Here is an 18582-nt window from a genome sequence, read left to right on the forward strand (position 1 = left end):
TCCCGCCGCCGGCGGCGCCGCGCGTCCGGCCCCCGCCGCACGGCCGCCGCTGACGGCGCGCCCGACTCCGGCCGAGCCGCGCAAGACCATCACCGCGGACGTGCGCAAGCCGCAGAACCTGAACTTCATGGCCAAGCCCGCTCCGGCGCCGGAGCCGGAGAAGAGCGCGAGCCCGACTACGGCGGCCCGCCCCGCCGGCTCCGCCGCGCGTCCGGCCGGCCGTCCGGCGGCGAACGAGGACGAGAGCGAGACCAAGCGCGTCATCCGCCGTCCCGGCATGCCACTGAAGATCATCACGCCGCCCAAGACCCCGAAGCAGCCCGGCGGCGACCGCAGCCGCGGCCGTCTCACCATCGCGACCGCGACGTCCGGTGAGGACGAGCGCACCCGTTCGATTGCTTCCTTCCGCCGTCGCCAGCAGCGCATGAGCGGCAGCCGGCACGTCGAGCAGAAGGAGAAGCTGTCGCGTGAGGTGACGATCCCGGAGACGATCACGATCCAGGAGCTCGCCAACCGCATGTCCGAGCGTGCGGTGGACGTGATCCGCCTGCTGATGAAGCAGGGCGAGATCCACAAGATCACCGACGTGATCGATTCGGACGCGGCGCAGCTCATCGCCGAGGAGATGGGCCACACCGTGCGCCGCGTCGCCGAGTCGGACGTGGAAGAGGGCCTGACCTCCGACGAGCCGGATCTCGACGAGGATCTCGATCCCCGTCCCCCGGTCGTCACGATCATGGGTCACGTCGATCACGGCAAGACCTCGCTCCTCGACGCGATCCGCAAGGAGCACGTGGTCGACGGCGAGGCCGGCGGCATCACCCAGCACATCGGCGCCTACCAGGTCGCGTCGCCGTCCGGCGACATGGTCACCTTCATCGACACCCCCGGCCACGCGGCCTTCACCTCGATGCGCGCCCGCGGCGCCAAGGTGACGGACATCGTCGTGCTGGTGGTGGCGGCCGACGACGGCGTGATGCCCCAGACCATCGAGGCGATCCAGCACGCCAAGGCGGCGGGCGTTCCGCTCATCCTGGCGATCAACAAGATCGACAAGCCCGAGGCGAACCCGCAGCGGGTCCGCACCGAGCTGCTGCAGCACGACATCCAGGTCGAGTCGATGGGCGGCGAGACCCTGGAGTTCGAGGTCTCGGCCAAGACCGGCGACGGCCTGCCCGACCTGCTCGAGGGCCTGCAGCTGCAGGCCGAGATCATGAACCTGCGCGCCAACGAGAAGCGCGACGGCGAGGGCACGGTCATCGAGGCCAAGCTCGATCGCGGCCGCGGGCCCGTGGCCACCGTGCTGGTGCAGCGCGGCACCCTGTTCACCGGCGACATCGTCGTCGCCGGCGCCGAGTGGGGCCGCGTTCGCGCCCTCATCGACGACCAGGGCGAGAACATCCAGTATGCCGGGCCGTCGGTCCCGGTGGAGGTCCTCGGCTTCAACGGCACGCCCGATGCCGGCGACCGCGTGATCGTGGTGCCGAGCGAGGCCCGCGCCCGCGAGGTCACCGAGTACCGCGCCCGGACCAAGCGCGAGCGCCAGAACGCCCGCACGGGCGGCGCCAACCGCTCGCTCGTCGACATGATGCGCGACCTGAAGGAAGGCGCCGGCCGCAAGGAGCTGCCGGTCATCATCAAGGGCGACGTGCAGGGCTCGGTCGAGGCGATCTCCGGCGCGCTGGAGAAGCTCGGCAACGACGAGGTCTCGGCGCGCATCCTGCTCGCCGGCGTCGGCGGCATCACCGAGTCGGACGTGACGCTGGCGACCGCCTCCAAGGCGGTCGTGATCGGCTTCAACATCCGCGCCCACAAGGAGGCGCGGGAGCTCGCCGAGCGCAACGACGTCGAGATCCGCTACTACAACATCATCTACGACCTTGTGGACGACATCAAAGCGACCCTGTCGGGCATGCTGCCTCCGACGCTCCGCGAGGAGCGCCTGGGCGAAGCCTTCATCCAGGAGATCTTCGAGGTCTCGAAGGTCGGCAAGGTCGCCGGTTGCCGCGTCTCCGACGGCGTCGTCCAGCGCGGCGCCCATGTCCGCCTGATCCGCGACAGCGTGGTGATTCACGAGGGCAAGCTCTCGACGCTGAAGCGCTTCAAGGACGACGCGAAGGAAGTCACGTCGGGCCAGGATTGCGGCATGGCGTTCGAGAACTTCGAGAACATGCGCGCTGGCGACACCATCGAGTGCTACCGGGTCGAAGAGATCCGCCGCACGCTCTAATCGCGTTCGACAGCGCATCGACACGGCGGCCGCGGCTCCTGCCGCGGCCGTCTTTTTTCGTATTCCCGTCCCGCCCCGTCCGCCCGCCGGACGGCCTTGCGCGAGACCGAAGAGACCATGGCCCAGAAACCCAACCCGACCGGCCCGACCCTGCGGCAGCAGCGCATCGCCGAACTCGTGCGCCACGCGCTCGCCGAAGTGCTCCAGCGCGGCGACATCCAGGATCCGGTGCTCGGCAGCCACGTGGTGACCGTGCCCGAGGTTCGGATGTCGCCCGATCTGAAGCTCGCCACAGCCTACGTCATGCCGCTCGGCGGCATGGACGAGGCGCCGGTGATCGCCGCGCTCGATCGCAACCGCAAGGCGCTCCGCCAGGAGGTCGCCCGGCGGGTGAACCTCAAATTCGCCCCGGAGTTGCGCTTTCAACGCGACGACACGTTCGATGAGGCCGCCCGGATCGACGCGCTGCTGCGCAACGAGCGCGTCCAGCGCGACCTCGACAAGGGTTCGCCGGACGAGGACGACGCGGACGGCGACGACCGACGCACCTGACGCGGCCCCGGAGGTCAGGCGCACCCGCCTGGACCCCGTTTCGCCGACCCACGTAAAAAGCATGACGCCGACCGAGGTTTCCATGAACGACGTCCCGACCTCAGAGCATCCGGCATCGACCCCCGAAATCCCGTCATCGGGCGAGCGCCGCGGTGACGAAGGCCGTCGCCCGCCCCGTGGTGGTCCGCGCTCCGACCGGCCGAAGAAGCGCGACGTGTCGGGCTGGGTCATCCTCGACAAGGGCGTCGGCATGACCTCGACGCACGCGGTCGCAGTGGTGAAGCGCGCCTTCAACGCCAAGAAGGCGGGGCATGCCGGCACCCTCGATCCGCTGGCCTCCGGCATCCTGCCGATCGCGCTGGGCGAGGCCACCAAGACCGTTCCCTTCGTGATGGACGGCCGCAAGGCCTACCGCTTCACCGTGAGTTGGGGCATCGAGACCGACACGGACGACGCCGAGGGGCGCCCGGTGGCGACGAGCGACGACCGCCCGAGCCGCGAGGCGGTCGAGGCCGCGCTGCCGAGCTTCGTCGGCGCGATCGAGCAGGTGCCGCCGCGCTATTCGGCGATCAAGATTCAGGGCGAACGCGCCTACGACCTCGCTCGCGACGGCGAGGTGGTCGAGCTGGTGGCCCGCCCGGTGCAGATCGACCGCCTCGCGGTCGTCGAGCACGATGGCGACCGCACGGTGATCGAGGCTGAATGCGGCAAGGGCACCTATGTGCGGGCGCTGGCGCGCGATCTCGGCCGCATGCTCGGCTGCCGCGGCCACGTCTCGGCCCTGCGCCGAACCCGGGTCGGGCCGTTCACGGAGGCCGATTCCTGCAACGTCGCCGGCCTCGACGCGGCCGGCCCCGAGGGCAGCCTCGCGCACCTGATGCCGGTGGAGACCGCGCTCGATGCGATCACCTCCGTCTCGGTCTCGCGCGACATGGCGATGCGCCTGATGCGCGGCCAGTCGGTGATCCTGCGCGGCCGCGACGCGCCGGTCGAGGGCAAGATCTTCGCGACCTGCGGAGGCATCCTGGTCGCGGTGGGCGACGTCGAGCGCGGCGAGCTCGTGCCCCACCGGGTGTTCCACCTCGGCGGCACCGCGGCGGGTCGGGCCTCCTGACGTAGAAGGGATGATCGCGACGCCCTTCCTACTCCGTAGGGGGGAGCGGAAGAAGCGCGCGCTACTCCTCGCGGTCGGTCCGCGTCGCTTCGGCCGCGCGGTCCCGCCGCATGCCGCGCCGGAGCGACACGAGCTGCCAGATCGCCAGCCCGAGGGCGAGGGCGAAGACGAGCCCGATGTCGAAGACCGCGAAGAGCGGGTCGGTCATGCCGTCTCGCGGCCCGTCCCCTCACGCTCGCGCAGCGCCTCGATCATCTCGAGCACCCGCACCGCCTGGCCCGGGATGTCCCACCAGGGGCGGCCCAGCGGCATGCGCGCCGGCACGGCTTCGATGAGGTAGGCGGTCTCGGGCAGGCTCGGCGCGTCGCGGTCGGCGCCGCCGCCCAGCGGCAGCGCGGCGCGGGTGAGCAGCTTCAGCTTGCGCCCCGCCCCGACGCGGGCGCGGCGGGTGACGCTGTCGAACCCGTTCCGGGCGATCTCCGCGCCGATCTCGGCGTAGATCAGGCGCGCGGCCCGGATCGCCGGGCGGCAGGCGAGCGGCAGGCCGCCGACGCCGGCCTCCGAGCGGGCGTAGAGCACGTCCGCGGCAGCCAGCAACCGGGCGACCACGTCGCGCAGGGCATCCGTCGCCGTCGGCTCGGCCAGGAACGCGTCCGGATCGATGCCGGCCTCTTCGAGCCAGTCGAGGGGCAGGTAGAGGCGGCCCATGCGCGCATCCTCGCCGACGTCGCGGGCGATGTTGGTGAGCTGCATCGCGACGCCGAGGTCGCAGGCCCGCGCCAAAACGTCGGCGTCGCGCACGCCCATGATCAGCGTCATCGTCGCGCCCACAGAAGCCGCGACCCGGGCGGCGTAGGCGCAGAGTTCGCCCAAGGTCGCGTAGCGGCGGCCTTCGCAATCCCAGGCGAACCCTTCGATCAGCGCCGCCGGCAGCGCCTGCGGGATCGCGTGGTCGGCGACGACGTCGGCCAGCGCCCGGTCGGCGGCGTGGTCGGCGGGGTGGCCGGCATGGATGCGCGCGAGCCGCGCGTCGAGGCGGAGCACCGCCCCGGGCGCGGCGCCGGATTCCGCCTCGTCGACGAGGTCGTCCGACATCCGGCAGAAGGCGTAGAGCCCGTAGGCCGCGCGCCGGACGCTCGGCGGCAGCAGATGCGAGGCGGCGTAGAAGCTGCGCGACCCCGTGCGGATCGCGGCGCGGCAGGCGGCGTGGTCGGCCTCCGACGCGTGCGACGAGGCCGGGCGCAGGGCGGCCAGGAACTCGGCCGGAAGCGACTCAGGCGAAGACGCGCGCATCGGGAACCACCGTATCGAGGACGCGGGCCGTGGACAGGACGCCGGGCAGGCCGGCGCCGGGATGGGTGCCCGCGCCGACCAGGAACAGGTTGCGCACGTCTTCCGACGCGTTGTGCGGCCGGAACCACGCCGACTGCGTCAGCACCGGCTCGAGTCCGAAACCGGAGCCGCGGAAGCTGAGGAAGTCGTCGCAGAAATCCTGCGGCGTCGTCACCTTCGAGGTGACGATCTCGGACGACAGGCCCGGCAGCACCGTCGCCTCGAGGGAGGCCTCGATGCGCCGTCGGTAGGGTTCGGCGAGCGCGGCCCAATCCTGGCCGCCGGCGAGGTTCGGCACCGGCGAGAGCACGTAGAACGCGTCGCATCCCGGCGGCGCCAGCATCGGGTCGGTCTCGGTCGGCCTGTGGAGATAGAGCGAGAAGTCGTCGGCGAGGCGCTTCTTGCGGAAGATGTCGTCGATCAACGCGCGGTAGCGCGGCCCCATCAGGATGGTGTGGTGGGCGACGTCCGGGTATTTCCGCTTCGTGCCGAAGTACCAGACGAACAGGCCCATGGAGGAATGGGCGCGCTCGACCTTGCGGTCGGTCCAGCGTCGGCGGGCGGAAGCCGGGAGCAGATTGCGGTAGGTGTGGGCGGAATCGGCGTTGGACACGACGATGTCGGCGGGAATGGTCTCGCCGTCGGCGAGGCGCACGCCGGTCGCGGCGCCGCCGGCGACGGTGATTTCGGCGACCTCCGCGTTGCAGCGGAGCGAACCACCCTGCCCCGCGATCAGGCCGATGAGGCCGTCGACGAGGCGACCGGTGCCGCCCATGGCGAAGTGCACGCCCCAGCGTCGCTCGAGGTGGGCGATCAGGCAGTAGATCGCGCTCGCCCGGAACGGGCTGCCGCCGATCAGTAGCGGGTGGAAGCTGAAGATGGTGCGCAGGCGCTCGTCGCGAATGTACTTGGCCACCACGTCGTAGACGCTTCGGTGGCCACCGAGCCGCACCAGGTCGGGGGCGATCCGCAGCATGTCGCGGATCTTTCCGAAGGGCACGTGGCCGAGTTCCTCGAAGCCGACGCGGAAGATCGCCTCGCTCTGCGTCATGAAGCGCTCGTAGCCGGCGACGTCGGCGGGCGAGAACTTCGCGACCTCCGCCCGCATGGCGGGAAGGTCGCCGGAATAGTCGAATGTGGCGCCGTCGTCGAAGCGGATGCGGTAATAGGGCCGCATCGGTACCAAGGTGACGTCGTCCTCCATGCGCCGCCCGCACAGCGCCCAGAGCTCCTCGAACAGGAACGGCGCGGTGACGATGGTCGGGCCGGCGTCGAAGGTGAAGCCGTCCTGCCGGTGGACCCGCGCCCGCCCGCCCGGCTTGTCGAGGCGTTCGAGCACCGTCACGCGATAACCGCGGGCGCCGAGCCGGATCGCGGCGGCGAGCCCGCCGAAGCCGCTGCCGACGATGACGGCGTGGGGCCGGCGGTCGGTGCGTGTCAACGTGTCTGACGCATCGAGTGTCAACATGATTTGACACTAGGGGCGAAAGCCGGCCTCAGGCAAGAGCCATTCTGAGGGGCGAGACTTCAGTTCGGTCGCGACTCGGCGAGCAGGCCGATTGCCTCGACCTCTGCGACGATCGCCGCGGCGACGTGCTCGGGCGCCTCCTCGTGGGCGAGGTGGCCGAGGCCGCGCATCAGCTCGACGCGGGCGTCGGGCAGGCGGTCGCGGACGGCGAAGGCGGTGTCGGGGGCGATCGCCTTGTCGTCGGAGCCGACGACGAGGAGCGTGCGCACCGCGAGCCGCGGCAGTTCGCGATCGAGGGCGTCGAGGTTCCAGTTTGCCATCATGCCGAGCGCCCCGGCCACGTGGGCGGGCTTCTGGAACAGGCGGCGGTAGAGGTCGAGGCCGGCCGGATCGAGGCGCGAACCGGTGCCCTGGATCAGCCGCTGCACCGCGGCGCGGTCCGCCGTCCAGGCGAAGATCTTGGGCGTCATCCGGTTGAGGAACAACATCCGCGCCATGCTCGGGAACAGGATCGACGCGAGGCCCGGGAACGGCTTGAGGGCGCCGTTCAGCGCCACCAGCAGCCGAGGCGCGAGCCGCCCATCGAGGCACGTCCGCGCCAGGATCGCAGCGCCCGCCGAATGGCCGACCGCCACCGCCGGATGCACGCCGAGCTGCGTCGTGAGGTCGGCGAGCGCCGACGCCATGCCGGGAAGCGACAGGCGGCCGGCGGGCAACGGATCGGTGAAGCCGTGGCCGGGCAGGTCCGGCGCGATCACGCGGAAGCGACCGGCCAGCGCCGGCATCAGCCCGCGCCAGGAATGCGTCGCCGCACCCGTCCCGTGGACGAGGAGCAGCACGGGGGCGTCGGCCGGTCCCATCTCCTGCACGTGCCAGCGCAAACCGCAGGCCTCGACGAAGCGGCTCGCGTCACGATGCGGCCAGTCGCGCCCCTCGCGCTCCCAATCCGGGCGGTCCTCGGACATGTGTGTCATCGTTCCCCGAGCTTGCCGACCCGCGCCGTCACGCCGCCTCGCCCGCGGCACGTACCGCGGCACTGAGCTTGCGGGCGTCGGCCTGCGGCAATGGGAGATAGCGGGCGCCCATCGCCTCGGCCAGCGCGCGTGCCGAATCCTGGGGTCGCGGTGCGGTGTCGATGAGGATCGCAGCGTATCCTGCCGCGCGGAAACGCAGGGCTGCCGCGCGCGCGTCCTCGGAGGCGCGCGGCCGGCCCGGAGTCCCAGTGCGGTCGACGTTGGCGCGCCCATCGGTGAGCAGCACGACGACCGGGGTGCCGCCGCCGCGGCGGACGGCCAGCGCCACGTCGGCCGCCGCGTCGAGCCCTGCAGCCAGCGGCGTGCCTCCGCCGCCGGGCAGCCCGGCGAGCCCGCGCTTGGCCCGCACCAGCGACCGCGTCGGCGGCAGCACGAGCTCCGCCGCGCGCCCGCGGAAGGCGACGAGGGCGACCCGGTCGCGCCGGACGTAGGCCTCGGCCAGCAGCAGTTCCACCGCCCCCTTCGCCTCGGCGAGCCGCTCGAGCGCCGCCGAGCCTGAGGCGTCGACCGCGAAGATCGTGGTGCTCTCGGTCCGCTGGCGGTAGCGCGTGATCCGGATGTCCTCCGGCCGCACGATGATCGCCCTCGCCTCGCCCGCTCCGGTCTCCGACCGCCGGAGGGCCTGCCAGGGGGCGGCGGCCCGCAGGGTCGCCAGCAGGCTGAGGCGCCCGCGACGCGGATCGCCGGCGCGCGCGCCGATCGGCCGGCCCTGCCGCGCAGCCGCGGCGGCGGCTCCCGCCTTTCCCACTTTGCCGCCGCGCGCCGGCGCCTGGCCGGCGGCGAGAGCCGCGAGCAGGCCGGGTGGGATCGCCGCGAGCGCCGCTGCGAGCACGACGTCGTCGAGGCTCGGCGGTTCGGCCTGCTGCCGCTCCGAGGCCGCCTCGTCCGCGGACGCGTCGGGCGGCCGCTCGTCCTCGGGGGATGCCTGTGGTGGCGGTGGCTCGGCGTCGTCGCCGGGCTGCTCGGGAGCGGGCATCCGCGTCGCCCGCGGCCCAAGCACGAAGCGCGCCGCCTCGGCGAGATCGGGTTCCGCCAACATGCTCCGTCCGTCGCAGGCGGCGATCAGCCGGGCGATCCGCACGGCGAGCAACGGCCCGCGTAGCGACGCCACGCCGAGAGCCTCGGCGGCGGCGCAGAGCGTGGCCACGGCTTCGGAGGCGTCGTCCGGTTCCATCGCTCGGTCGGGCGTGCGTCGAGCCGGGTCGGACGCGGTCGCGCCGTCGATGTCCCGCAGCGCGAGGTCCCGGAGATCCACGTCGAAGGCGAGGCGTTCGGTGAGCGCGACGGGCGGTGCCTCGTCGTCGAGTCCCTCGTCGAGCAGCACCAGCCCGAACCGTGCCGCCCGCGTCTCGAAGAACCCGTCGCGGGCGACCGCGACCGTGCCCGTGTCGAGGGCGGCCGCAAGGCGCGCCGCCGTGCCGGGCGACAGCCGTTCGGCCATCGGCACGACGACGAGGCCGCCATCGGCCTCGGCGAGCAGTCCCGCCTGCGCCACCGGCCGCCCGGCCGACAGGGTCGCGGCGAGGTCGAGGCCGCCGAGCAGGCGGTCGTCGCCGATCCCGGGCGGGCAGCGGCGAACGGGAGTGCCGGTTGCAAGCCGGTCGGTCAGGTGCCGGAGCCAGGCGTCGCGCACCGGGCCGGCCCCGGCGCGCAGGCGGATGCCGACGCAGGCCTGCGGGTCGGCGGCGAGCAGCGCCGCGACCCGGATCGCGTCGGCCCAGCGCCCCGCGCCGGGCTCAGGGGTCACGCCAGGACCTCGGCGACGGCACGCGCCACGCGGGCGGTGGAGCCGGCCTCGTCGAGCGGGTTGCGGCGCAGGCGATGGCGGAGCGCCGCCGGCGCGATCCGGCGGACGTGATCGATGGTCACGTCGTGCGTGCCGTCGAGCGCGGCGAGCGCGCGGGCGGTGCGCATCAGAGTCAGCTCGCCGCGCAACCCGTCGGTGCCGAGCGCGAGGCAGAGTCGCGCGCAGGCCTCCAGCACCGCGTCGGGGATCGTCACGGCCGGAAGCCGCTCGCGCGCGAGGGTGATCTGCTTGGCCTGCGCCCGCTCCGCCTTGCTGTACGTGGCGCAGAACGCGGCCGGGTCGCGCTCGTAGGCGTCGCGGCGGCGGACCACGTCGATGCGGGTCGCGATGTCCGTCGGCGTCGCCACCTCGACGGCGAGGCCGAACCGGTCGAGGAGTTGGGGCCGCAGCTCCCCCTCCTCAGGGTTGCCGGAGCCGACGAGCACGAAGCGCGCCGGGTGGCGGATCGACAGGCCCTCGCGTTCGACGGTGTTGACCCCGCTCGCGGCCACGTCGAGCAGCAGGTCGACGAGGTGGTCCTCCAGCAGGTTGACCTCGTCGATGTAGAGGAAGCCGCGGTTGGCCCGCGCCAGCAACCCTGGCTCGAACGCCTTCTCGCCGAGCGCCAGCGCCCGCTGCAGGTCGAGCGCGCCGACGACGCGGTCCTCCGTCGCCCCGAGCGGCAAATCGACCACCGGCACCGGCACGAGGGCGCTCTTCCGCTCAAGCTTTCCCGCGCAATGCGGGCACGCCTCGGCGGGCGCTGCCGGGTCGCAGGCATAGGGACAGCCGACGACGGCCCGCATCCGCGGCAGCAGCCCGGCCAGCGCCCGGATCGCGGTGGACTTTCCGGTCCCGCGGTCGCCGAACACCAGCACGCCCCCCACCGACGGGTCGACGGCCGCGATCAGCAGCGCCTGACGCATCTCGTCCTGGGCGACGATCGCGGTGAAGGGGAAGGTGGTCACGCGTTCGGGACTCGACGATTCGAGGGTGTGGTCACGCCGATTCATCACCCGGGAGGGCGGAGGCCGGCGGTGCGATCGAGAATGGCACCCAAGCCTTCGAAACGCACGGGGCGTTCCCATTTGACGCTGCGGGCCGCCGCATCCCCACACCGCTTAAGTCAGTCGCGGGTCCCCTCCCCATGGGAGAGGGGCCGCCCGGAGCTTTCAACGCGCCATCCGGTGCCCGAGCGCGTCCCCTACTCCGCCGCCACCCGCTCCAGCCCGATCCGGCCCCAGATCACGGCCAGCGCTTCGACCAAGTGGTCGATGTCGGCGTCCGTGTGCAGCGGAGACGGGGTGATGCGCAGGCGCTCGGTGCCGCGGGCGACGGTCGGGTAGTTGATCGGCTGCACGTAGATTCCGAACTCGTCCAGCAGGGTGTCGGAGATCGCCTTGCACAGCACCGGGTCGCAGACCATCACCGGGACGATGTGGCTGTCGTTCGGCAGGTAGGGGATGCCGGCCGCGTCCAGGCGCTCGCGCACCCGCTGCACCCGCTCCTGGTGGCGGGCGCGCTCGACGCCGCTCTGCTTGAGGTGGCGGATGCTGGCGGCCGCGCCCGCCGCCACCGCCGGCGGCAGCGAAGTGGTGAAGATGAAGCCCGAGGCGAAGCTGCGGACGAAGTCGCACAGCTTCTCGCTCGCGGTGATGTAGCCGCCATGGACCGCAAAGGCCTTGCCCAGCGTCCCCTCGATTACGTCGAGGCGGTGGGCCAGCCCCATGCGCTCCGACATGCCGCCGCCGCGCGCGCCGTAGAGGCCGACGGCGTGGACCTCGTCGAGGTAGGTGAGCGCACCGTGCGCCTCGGCCACGTCGCAGATCTCGTCGATCGGGGCGATGTCGCCGTCCATCGAGTAGACCGATTCGAAGGCCACGAGCTTGGGCTTGCCCGGCTCGATCATCCGCAGCTTGCGGTCGAGGTCCTCCGGGTCGTTGTGGCGGAAGATCTGGCGCTCGGCGCGGCTCGCGCGGATGCCCTCGATCATCGAGGCGTGGTTCTCGGAATCGGAAAGGATCACGCAACCGGGCAGCTTCGCACCGAGCGTGCCAAGCGCCGCCCAGTTCGAGACGTAGCCGGAGGTGAACAGCAGGGCCGCCTCCTTGCCGTGGAGGTCGGCGAGCTCGCGCTCCAGCAGCACGTGGTAATGGTTGGTACCGGAGATGTTACGGGTGCCTCCGGCGCCCGCGCCGCAGCGGTCGAGCGCTTCGTGCATGGCCGCGAGCACGTCCGGGTGCTGGCCCATGCCGAGGTAGTCGTTCGAGCACCAGACCGTGACGGGCTTCTCGCCCTCCGGGCTGTGGTGGGTCGCGTGCGGGAAGCGCCCGTTCTGACGTTCGAGATCGGTGAAGACGCGGTAGCGGCCTTCCCGGTGCAGGTTCTGAAGCTCGGCGCCGAAGAACGCTTCATAATCCATCGCTCGTCTCCCCGTCCTCGTTACGATCGCGCGGGTTCTCCCGCGTCAGGCCGCGTCACGCCGGCCCGGCTCGGCCGGCACCGGTGTCGTCACGGTCGCGGCGGAGGCCGCGACCTTCGGCGGTAGGCTCCAGTTCCACAGGGCGGCCGCGGGCAGCGGCAGCATCAGGAACCAGTGCTCGAGGGTCGCCAGACCCATCAGCGTGGTGAGGATGGTGAAGCCGACCATCGCGTGCGGCGTGGTCGGCTCGGCGAGCGCCACCTGCCCGAGGAGCACGACGACCACGGTGGCGACGCTGACCGACACCGGGAACAGCAGGTTCATCGGCCGCTTCGTCAGGTAGCAGCCAAGATAGGACAGGTGATCGGGCAGGAACTCGGTGTTGAGGTTGCGCACCCCGAGGAACAGGTTCAGCCGGGCGCTGAGGTTCATTCCCCACAGGACGCAGTAGGTCCACAGGGCGAATTTCTGCGGCGCGTTCCAGGTGAGCGCGAGGATCGCCAGCGCGCCGAGCACGATGGCGAGCTCGTGCCACAGGCTCGTGGCCAACGCCGCCCGGAACTTCTCGAATCCGCGGGCGCCCGGCCGGCACGCCTCGGGGCGCGGGCCGGTGACGAAGCCCATGTAGTAGCTCATCTCCTGCCAGCCCCAGACCAGCAGCGCGCCGGTGAAGGCGGTGTAGGCCCCCCGCTCCGTCGCGTCGCCGGCGCTCGCGCCGATCGCGTAGAGCGCCGCCAGCAGCACCGCGGTGCCGCCGGCCATGCTCCACGGAAAGGTGCGGCGCGGCAGGTGGTCGAGCAGGATGATCACCCCGGTGGAGAACCACCAGATCGCCACCGCATAGAGGGCCGGAACCGCGTAGGGCGACATCGCCGACCCGCTACCACACCGGCTCGAGGCGGATGTCGGCGGGCATCGCGTTGTCCAGCGTCGGCAGCAGGTAGAGCCGCCCGAAGGTGACCGCCGCCCGCGCGACCTGAACGCCGCGCTTGAGCGTGCCGGCGACGCCGCCCTGCGCCCGCGCCTCGGCGATCTTCACCGAGCAGTCGAGCAGAGTGTCGAGCCGCTGCTTGAACTTGGGGTTGTCGAGGTCGAGCGTCAGCGGGAAGGTCTGCTTCGAGATTTCCGAGGTGATGCGGAAGACGGTGAAGTCGTAATCCGACGGGTCGACCCCGAGCGCGGCGTGGAAGGCGGGGCGGCAATGGTCGCGGACGTACATCGTCGCGAACACGGCCAGCAGGAAGAACTTGATCCAGTAGCGGTTCAGCCCCTGCGTCAGCTTCGGGTTGGCGCGCATCAGGAGCGCGAAGGCCTCGCCGTGGCGGAACTCGTCGTTGCACCACTTCTCGAACCACTTGAAGATCGGGTGGATGCGCCGCTCGGGATGCTTCTCCAGCTCCCGGAAGATGGTGATGTAGCGCGCGTAGCCGATCTTCTCCGACAGGTAGGTCGCATAGAAGATGAACTTCGGGCGGAAGAACGTGTACTTCTTCGACTTCGTCAGGAAGCCGAGGTCGACGCCGATGCCGAAGTCCTTCAGCGTGTCGTTGATGAAGCCGGCGTGGCGCGCCTCGTCGCGGCTCATGAAGCCGAACAGCTCCTTGATGTCCTTGTTCTTGGCGCGCTTGCGCATCTCGGCGTAGAGCACGCAGCCCGAGAACTCGGCCGTGATCGAGGAGACCAGGAAGTCGAGAAACTCCTTCCGGAGCTCGGGCTCCATCTGCGACAGGTCGCAGTCGAAGTCGGCGTTGCGGGTGAAGTGCCGCTTGTTCGGGTCGGAGCGCAGCTCCTCGATCAGCACGTCCCACTCGGCCCGGACCGGCTCGACGTTCGTGCGGTCGAGTTCCGCGAAGTCGGTGGTGTAGAAGCGCGGGCTGAGGAAGGTCGTCTCCTGCGCGGACTTGGTCGATTCGTTGACCGGACGGTTGGGCAGCGGATGCCTGACGGGAGCGTTCAAAGCTTCCTCCTCTCGCTGAAGCTGACTTCGTAGAGTTCGGTCAGTTCGAGATGGCCGGCGAGCTTGGTCCAGAGCCGCTCGATCCGTCCGGCCCGCGTCACCGTCGCGGTGCGGCGGACGACGAGGCGCTCGCCGTAGGGCACCGAGGTCGGCGCATCGTGGACTTGGACCTCGTCGCCAGGCTCGATCTCGAAGTCGGCGTCGAGGCTGACGTGGGCGTGCAGGCTCTCGGGCGTCTGCTCGATCTCGACGGTGCAGGGCACCTCGACCGTGCGGCGGCCGTTCAAAAATCCGATCATCGCGGGACGCTCACGTCGGGAAGGGCGTTGCCGGGCAGCAGCTTGGCGAAGGCGAGGGCATTGGTCGGGCCGAAGGCGCCCATGTTGACGCTGCGGCCCGTGACCTCGTCGATCAGGGCGAGGGATCCGTCGTCGTAACGGGTCAGGCGGAACGGCTCGGCCGAGGTCAGGCCGGCGCGCAGGCGCGACTGACCGAAGCTGCGCAGGGTCGCGCGGACGAAGTTGTCCTGGCCGGGCTCGACGGTCTCGATCAGCTGCGCGTTCGCGGCATCCTCGATCCGGATCGATCCGTCCGCGCGGTCCAGCACGCGGAGGGAGACGGAGGCGACCGGCTTGCCGCCGGGATTGCCGCTGAGGCCGATGCCTTCGGTGCGCCCGACCATCACCGCCAGCATGGTGAAGCCGAGCAGCGCACCGGCCCCGATCAGTGCGAGCGCCGGGACCGGCCCGCTCTCCGCAACCACAGCCATCGGCTTCCCTCACCGTCATCCGGACCGATCCTCGCGTCGGCACCGTGTGGTGCCTGGCCACGGGGCCGTCTCGTTGGCGTCAGGTTAACCGGTGTCAAGCGCGCTTGACAATCCTGGTTTTGGATTTTTCGAACTCGTTTTTTGTTCGGATGATCAAGTCGTTGTTCGGGAACGACCTTTTCTGGAAAAACCAACGCCCGCCCTGGCATGTCGGCCGGGACGGGCGTTGAGGGTCTTGCGTCTTCGAAGGCCTGGGAGGCTCGCGTGGTTCAGCGCGCGCCGACGGCGACGAGGCGGGGCTGGCGCGAAGCGGCCTGCGGGCGGGCGACGAGGATCGGCAGCGCCGATTCCTCCTCCGGCGCGCGGGCGGCGACGATCGCCCGGCCCAGGATGGCGGCCACCGCGGCCGCATCGGGCACCGAGCGCAGCATCGGCTGCGGCTCGGTCACGCGCCAGGGGCGCGCATGCGGCCACAGGTGCAGGTAGGCGACGCGGGTGCCCGCGCTCAGCCGGAGCGGCAGGTCGCCGGTGCCGTCGGCGAAGCTGTGCAGCGCGGCGTCCTCCACCTGCGCCAGCGGCAGGTTGAAGGTGACGGGGATCGCGATGCCGATCCGCATCACCACGCGGCGGTTGGTGATGGTGTAGGTGGTGGTCCAGGAGGCGAGCCAGCCGAGCCCGCCGACGACGACGAGCGCCGCGGCGCAGGCGGCGAAGGTCGGCCACGAGGCCTTGAGGCCGGCCAGCACCTCCCCGTCGAGGGCGGCCGGCAGGATGGTCCAGGCGGCGAGCACCGCGAACCACAGCACCACGAACCCGCCGTGCATCGGGCGCGCCGCCATGCCGAAGGCCGTCGGCCGGCCCTGCCAGAGGATGTGCTCGCCCGGCGGCAGCGCCTCGGGCAGGCCTTCCGGGATGCGGTCGTCGACGACCGTGTCGTCTTGGCTGGTGTCGTGGATCCGGCGGTCGCTCATATCAGGGTCTCCGCGCGCTGGGGTGTGGCGTACAGGGTGCCGGCGCCGAAGTAGGCGATGATCTTCTCCTCCTCGAGGAGCGTCACCGCGTCGGGGTCGGCGTGGGGGGGTATGTCGGCGAACTGGCGGGCCAGCAGCGCCTCGGTCTTCACGGTGCGCGAGAACCGGCCGGTGCGGCAGAAGGTGACCGGCATCAGCACCCGGCGCGCCCCGGCGCCGAGCTCGACCTCGTAGTAGCGGGCGAAGCTCTCGCCGCGGTCGATCCAGATGTCCGACACCGTTCCGGCGACTTGGCTGTCGGCGCCGAAGACGCTCATGCCGATCGGGTTCGGGCCGTCCTCGTGGACCATGAAGTGGGTCGCGACCCGCAACGGCACGATCCGCTTCTGGCCGTCGAAGGTGTGGTCGAACGCGTCGTCGCGGCTCACCCAGGAGCCGGGGCCGACATGGGCGAACATCGGGTCGGCGCCGGTCGGCTCCAGCGGGGCGCCCGGCCAGGGCTCGCGCTTGCGGCCCTCGAAGTTGCGGTCGGGCACCATGTCGGCCTGCGGGGCCTGCTTGATCTTGCCGTCGGCGAGGTGGAACAGCTTCGGCGACGGGATCAGGATCGGGTCGGGGCTCTTGAGCCGGCCCGTCACCTCGGCCTCGAGCGGATAGCCCTCGCGCCGGTCCTCGCGGCGGAGCCAGAAGACTAGGCCGAAGAAGAACAGGAAGAAGGCGTAGAGGACGATCTGCGCGACGTCGACGTAGCCGGTCAGTGCGCCCGTGGGCAGTGCTCCAGGTGACATGGCGATCTCCCGACGGTCAGGTTGACGAGGTGGACAGCGCGGACAGGGATCGGACCCTGGACGCCGGTTGCAGACTGCGGTCGCGGACGAGCGGACCGATCGCGACGAGCGTCGCGAACAGCAGCGCGATCTCGATGTGGTAGACGATCAGGTAGCCGATCGAGGGGTCGCTCATCGCCTCGCCGAGCGCCCCCGATGCCGCCAGGCTCGAGCCGGCGTCGCGCACGATTCCGCTCGCGGCGATGGCGAGGCCCGCGGCCGACGCCTGGACCGCGCCCCAGGCGCCGAGCGCCAGCCCGGTATCCTCCGGCCCGGCCTTCGCCATCGAGGCGGTGAGCGTGCCGTGGGCGAACAGGCCGCCGCCGCAGCCGATCAGGCTGACGCCGGCCGCGAAGACCTGCGTGGAGCCGAGCGGCGCGGCGAACACGACGCAGGAGAAGGCGAGGATGCCGATCACGGCACCCGCCGCCGCGACGCGGAACGGGTCTCCGCCGCGATTGAGCCAGCGCGCCGCCACCAGCAGCCCGAGGCCGCCTCCGGCCGCCAGCAGAGCGGTCAAGGCCGTGGTGGCGGCGACCGAGAGGTGCAGGATCTGGCCGCCATAGGGCTCCAGCAGGATGTCCTGCATCGAGAAGGCCGCGGTGCCGAGCCCGGTCGCGACGAGGCGTCGGCGCGCCAGCCCCTGCCCCGCATAGGCGGCCCAGGATTCCGAGAAGTTCGGCTGCGCCGCGTCGCGGGCCCGGTTGGGATCGCGCGCCTCCTGCTTCCACAGGGCGAGGCCGTTGAGCACGATGGTGACGAGCGCCGTGCCCTGGATGACCTGGATCAGCCGCACCTTCGAGAAGTCGGCGAGCAGGAGGCCGAACGCGACCGCGCTGACCATCATGCCCACGAGCAGCATCACGCAGAGCAGCGCGACGACCTTGGGCCGCGCATGGGCCGGGGCGAGGTCGGTGGCGAGCGCCAGGCCCACCGTCTGCGTGGTGTGGAGCCCGGCGCCGACCAGCACGAAGGCGAGCGCGGCGGCGATCTGCCCGGCCCACATCGGGCCGGTGGTGTCGCCCGACAGCAGCAGCAACGCGAACGGCATGATCGCGAGGCCGCCGAACTGCAGCAGCGTGCCGAACCAGATGTAGGGCACCCGGCGCCAGCCGAGCACGGAGCGGTGGGTGTCCGAGCGGAAGCCGATCAACGCCCGCAAGGGCGCGAAGATGAGCGGCAGGGACAGCATCAGCGCGACGACCCAGGCCGGCACTTCCAGCTCGACGATCATGACGCGGTTGAGCGTGCCGATCAGCAGCACCGCGGCCATGCCGACGGTGACCTGGAACAGCGACAGCCGCATCAGCCGGCCGAGCGGCAGCTCCTTCGTCGCCGCGTCGGCGAAAGGGAGGATCGACGGGCCGAGCGCCGCGAGGTGCTGGATCAGGCGGGGGCCGAGCTTCATGCGCGGCTCCGCGACAGCTCGATCGCGTTCGAAAGATAGAAGCCGCTGTTGACGCGATGCGTCCGCGCCAGCGCGAATTCGGCCAGCGCCGGCTCGCGGCCGATGCGCCGATCGAGCGCGCCCAGCGTGATCGGCACGATCGCCGGGGCCCGGTCGCCCTTAGGAAAAAGCTTGCCGGCCGCGTGCATCACGGTGAGGAGCGCGGTGCGGGGCGCCACCGTGAACACGACCGAGCCGTCGGTGCGTTCCCCGAGCACGGCCAGCGCCCGCGCGATGTCGGCGGCGGAGTAGTGGATCAGCGAATCCATCGCGACGACGTGGTCGAAGCGGCCGAGGCTCGGATCGAGCATGTCGCCGACTCGGAAGTCGATCGACCCGCCACCCGCGATCGTCCCCGTCCGCTCGGCGGCGAGGCCGACCAGCGTCGCCGACACGTCGATGGCCACGACCTCGGCGCCGCGGCGCGCGGCCTCCAGGCTGAGCGCGCCGGTGCCGCAGCCGGCATCGAGGATGCGCCGGCCGCTGAGGTCGTCCGGCAGCCAGGACAACAGCGTGCCGCGCATGGCGTCGCGGCCGGCCCTCACCGTCGCGCGGATCTTCGAGACCGGCGCGTCGGAGGTGAGCCGCGCCCAGGCCTCGACCGCGGTGCGGTCGAAGTAGGTGGTGAGCTGGCCGCGGCGTTCGGCGTAGGTGGTGCTGGTCATGGCGCGCG

General features: G+C 71.6%; 18 protein-coding genes. 3 read left to right on the forward strand and 15 right to left on the reverse strand.

Annotated features, from left to right (window positions below; translation table 11 throughout):
• From infB to truB, 3 genes are all read left to right on the forward strand, one after another.
• A partial coding sequence (gene infB / locus FV234_RS03045) for a translation initiation factor IF-2 (protein ID WP_147828042.1) occupies positions 1 to 2230 on the forward strand: 2230 nt, incomplete at its 5' end.
• A 117-nt stretch (positions 2231 to 2347) separates the two neighbouring features.
• Positions 2348 to 2782 carry a 30S ribosome-binding factor RbfA gene (gene rbfA / locus FV234_RS03050; protein WP_147828043.1) on the forward strand — a complete coding sequence of 145 codons (435 nt, stop codon included), beginning with the start codon at positions 2348 to 2350 and terminating at the stop codon, positions 2780 to 2782.
• 82 nt (positions 2783 to 2864) lie between these two features.
• Positions 2865 to 3896 carry a tRNA pseudouridine(55) synthase TruB gene (gene truB / locus FV234_RS03055; protein WP_147828044.1) on the forward strand — a complete coding sequence of 344 codons (1032 nt, stop codon included), beginning with the start codon at positions 2865 to 2867 and terminating at the stop codon, positions 3894 to 3896.
• A 61-nt stretch (positions 3897 to 3957) separates the two neighbouring features.
• Here the strand turns inward: truB and FV234_RS26035 are convergent, their stop codons facing one another.
• From FV234_RS26035 to bchM, 15 genes are all read right to left on the reverse strand, one after another.
• On the reverse strand, positions 3958 to 4104 hold the full coding sequence (locus tag FV234_RS26035; RefSeq protein WP_187273561.1) for a hypothetical protein: 147 nt from the start codon (positions 4102 to 4104) through the stop codon (positions 3958 to 3960).
• Positions 4101 to 5189: a phytoene/squalene synthase family protein gene (locus FV234_RS03060; RefSeq protein WP_147828045.1), complete on the reverse strand. Its 1089-nt coding sequence runs from the start codon at positions 5187 to 5189 to the stop codon at positions 4101 to 4103. Before FV234_RS03060 ends, FV234_RS26035 begins: the two co-directional genes overlap by 4 nt.
• Positions 5170 to 6669, reverse strand: a complete 1500-nt coding sequence (locus FV234_RS03065; protein ID WP_238272185.1) for a phytoene desaturase — start codon at positions 6667 to 6669, stop codon at positions 5170 to 5172. The genes FV234_RS03060 and FV234_RS03065 overlap by 20 nt, the downstream gene beginning before the upstream one ends.
• Positions 6670 to 6755: 86 nt before the next feature.
• A complete protein-coding gene (gene bchO, locus FV234_RS03070; protein ID WP_238272186.1) occupies positions 6756 to 7661 on the reverse strand; it encodes an alpha/beta fold hydrolase BchO in 906 nt (301 codons plus the stop codon).
• A gap of 37 nt (positions 7662 to 7698) precedes the next feature.
• Positions 7699 to 9477, reverse strand: a complete 1779-nt coding sequence (locus tag FV234_RS03075) for a magnesium chelatase subunit D (RefSeq protein WP_147828048.1) — start codon at positions 9475 to 9477, stop codon at positions 7699 to 7701.
• Positions 9474 to 10484: a magnesium chelatase ATPase subunit I gene (gene bchI / locus FV234_RS03080; RefSeq protein ID WP_147752950.1), complete on the reverse strand. Its 1011-nt coding sequence runs from the start codon at positions 10482 to 10484 to the stop codon at positions 9474 to 9476. Before bchI ends, FV234_RS03075 begins: the two co-directional genes overlap by 4 nt.
• Positions 10485 to 10720: 236 nt before the next feature.
• Positions 10721 to 11938 (reverse strand): 5-aminolevulinate synthase, encoded by a 1218-nt coding sequence (gene hemA / locus FV234_RS03085; RefSeq protein ID WP_147828049.1) that lies wholly within the window; start codon positions 11936 to 11938, stop codon positions 10721 to 10723.
• A gap of 45 nt (positions 11939 to 11983) precedes the next feature.
• Positions 11984 to 12808, reverse strand: coding sequence for a putative photosynthetic complex assembly protein PuhE (puhE, locus tag FV234_RS03090; protein ID WP_147828050.1), 825 nt, complete (start codon positions 12806 to 12808; stop codon positions 11984 to 11986).
• A gap of 10 nt (positions 12809 to 12818) precedes the next feature.
• Positions 12819 to 13871 (reverse strand): magnesium-protoporphyrin IX monomethyl ester (oxidative) cyclase, encoded by a 1053-nt coding sequence (gene acsF / locus FV234_RS03095; protein ID WP_187273570.1) that lies wholly within the window; start codon positions 13869 to 13871, stop codon positions 12819 to 12821.
• Between the two features lie 20 nt (positions 13872 to 13891).
• Complete coding sequence (locus FV234_RS03100; protein ID WP_187273562.1) at positions 13892 to 14194, reverse strand: hypothetical protein; 303 nt, start codon at positions 14192 to 14194, stop codon at positions 13892 to 13894.
• Positions 14191 to 14664: a photosynthetic complex assembly protein PuhC gene (gene puhC / locus FV234_RS03105; RefSeq protein ID WP_147828051.1), complete on the reverse strand. Its 474-nt coding sequence runs from the start codon at positions 14662 to 14664 to the stop codon at positions 14191 to 14193. Before puhC ends, FV234_RS03100 begins: the two co-directional genes overlap by 4 nt.
• Positions 14665 to 14933: 269 nt before the next feature.
• Entirely contained in the window at positions 14934 to 15635 is a 702-nt protein-coding gene (puhB, locus tag FV234_RS03110) for a photosynthetic complex putative assembly protein PuhB (RefSeq protein ID WP_147828052.1), read from the reverse strand.
• Positions 15632 to 16408: a photosynthetic reaction center subunit H gene (gene puhA / locus FV234_RS03115; RefSeq protein WP_147752952.1), complete on the reverse strand. Its 777-nt coding sequence runs from the start codon at positions 16406 to 16408 to the stop codon at positions 15632 to 15634. Before puhA ends, puhB begins: the two co-directional genes overlap by 4 nt.
• Before the next feature lie 31 nt (positions 16409 to 16439).
• Positions 16440 to 17870 carry a BCD family MFS transporter gene (locus FV234_RS03120; protein ID WP_147763702.1) on the reverse strand — a complete coding sequence of 477 codons (1431 nt, stop codon included), beginning with the start codon at positions 17868 to 17870 and terminating at the stop codon, positions 16440 to 16442.
• Entirely contained in the window at positions 17867 to 18574 is a 708-nt protein-coding gene (bchM, locus tag FV234_RS03125) for a magnesium protoporphyrin IX methyltransferase (protein WP_147828053.1), read from the reverse strand. Before bchM ends, FV234_RS03120 begins: the two co-directional genes overlap by 4 nt.
• Positions 18575 to 18582 lie beyond the last annotated feature (8 nt).

Source organism: Methylobacterium sp. WL8 (genome assembly GCF_008040045.1).
Taxonomy (GTDB): domain Bacteria; phylum Pseudomonadota; class Alphaproteobacteria; order Rhizobiales; family Beijerinckiaceae; genus Methylobacterium; species Methylobacterium cerastii.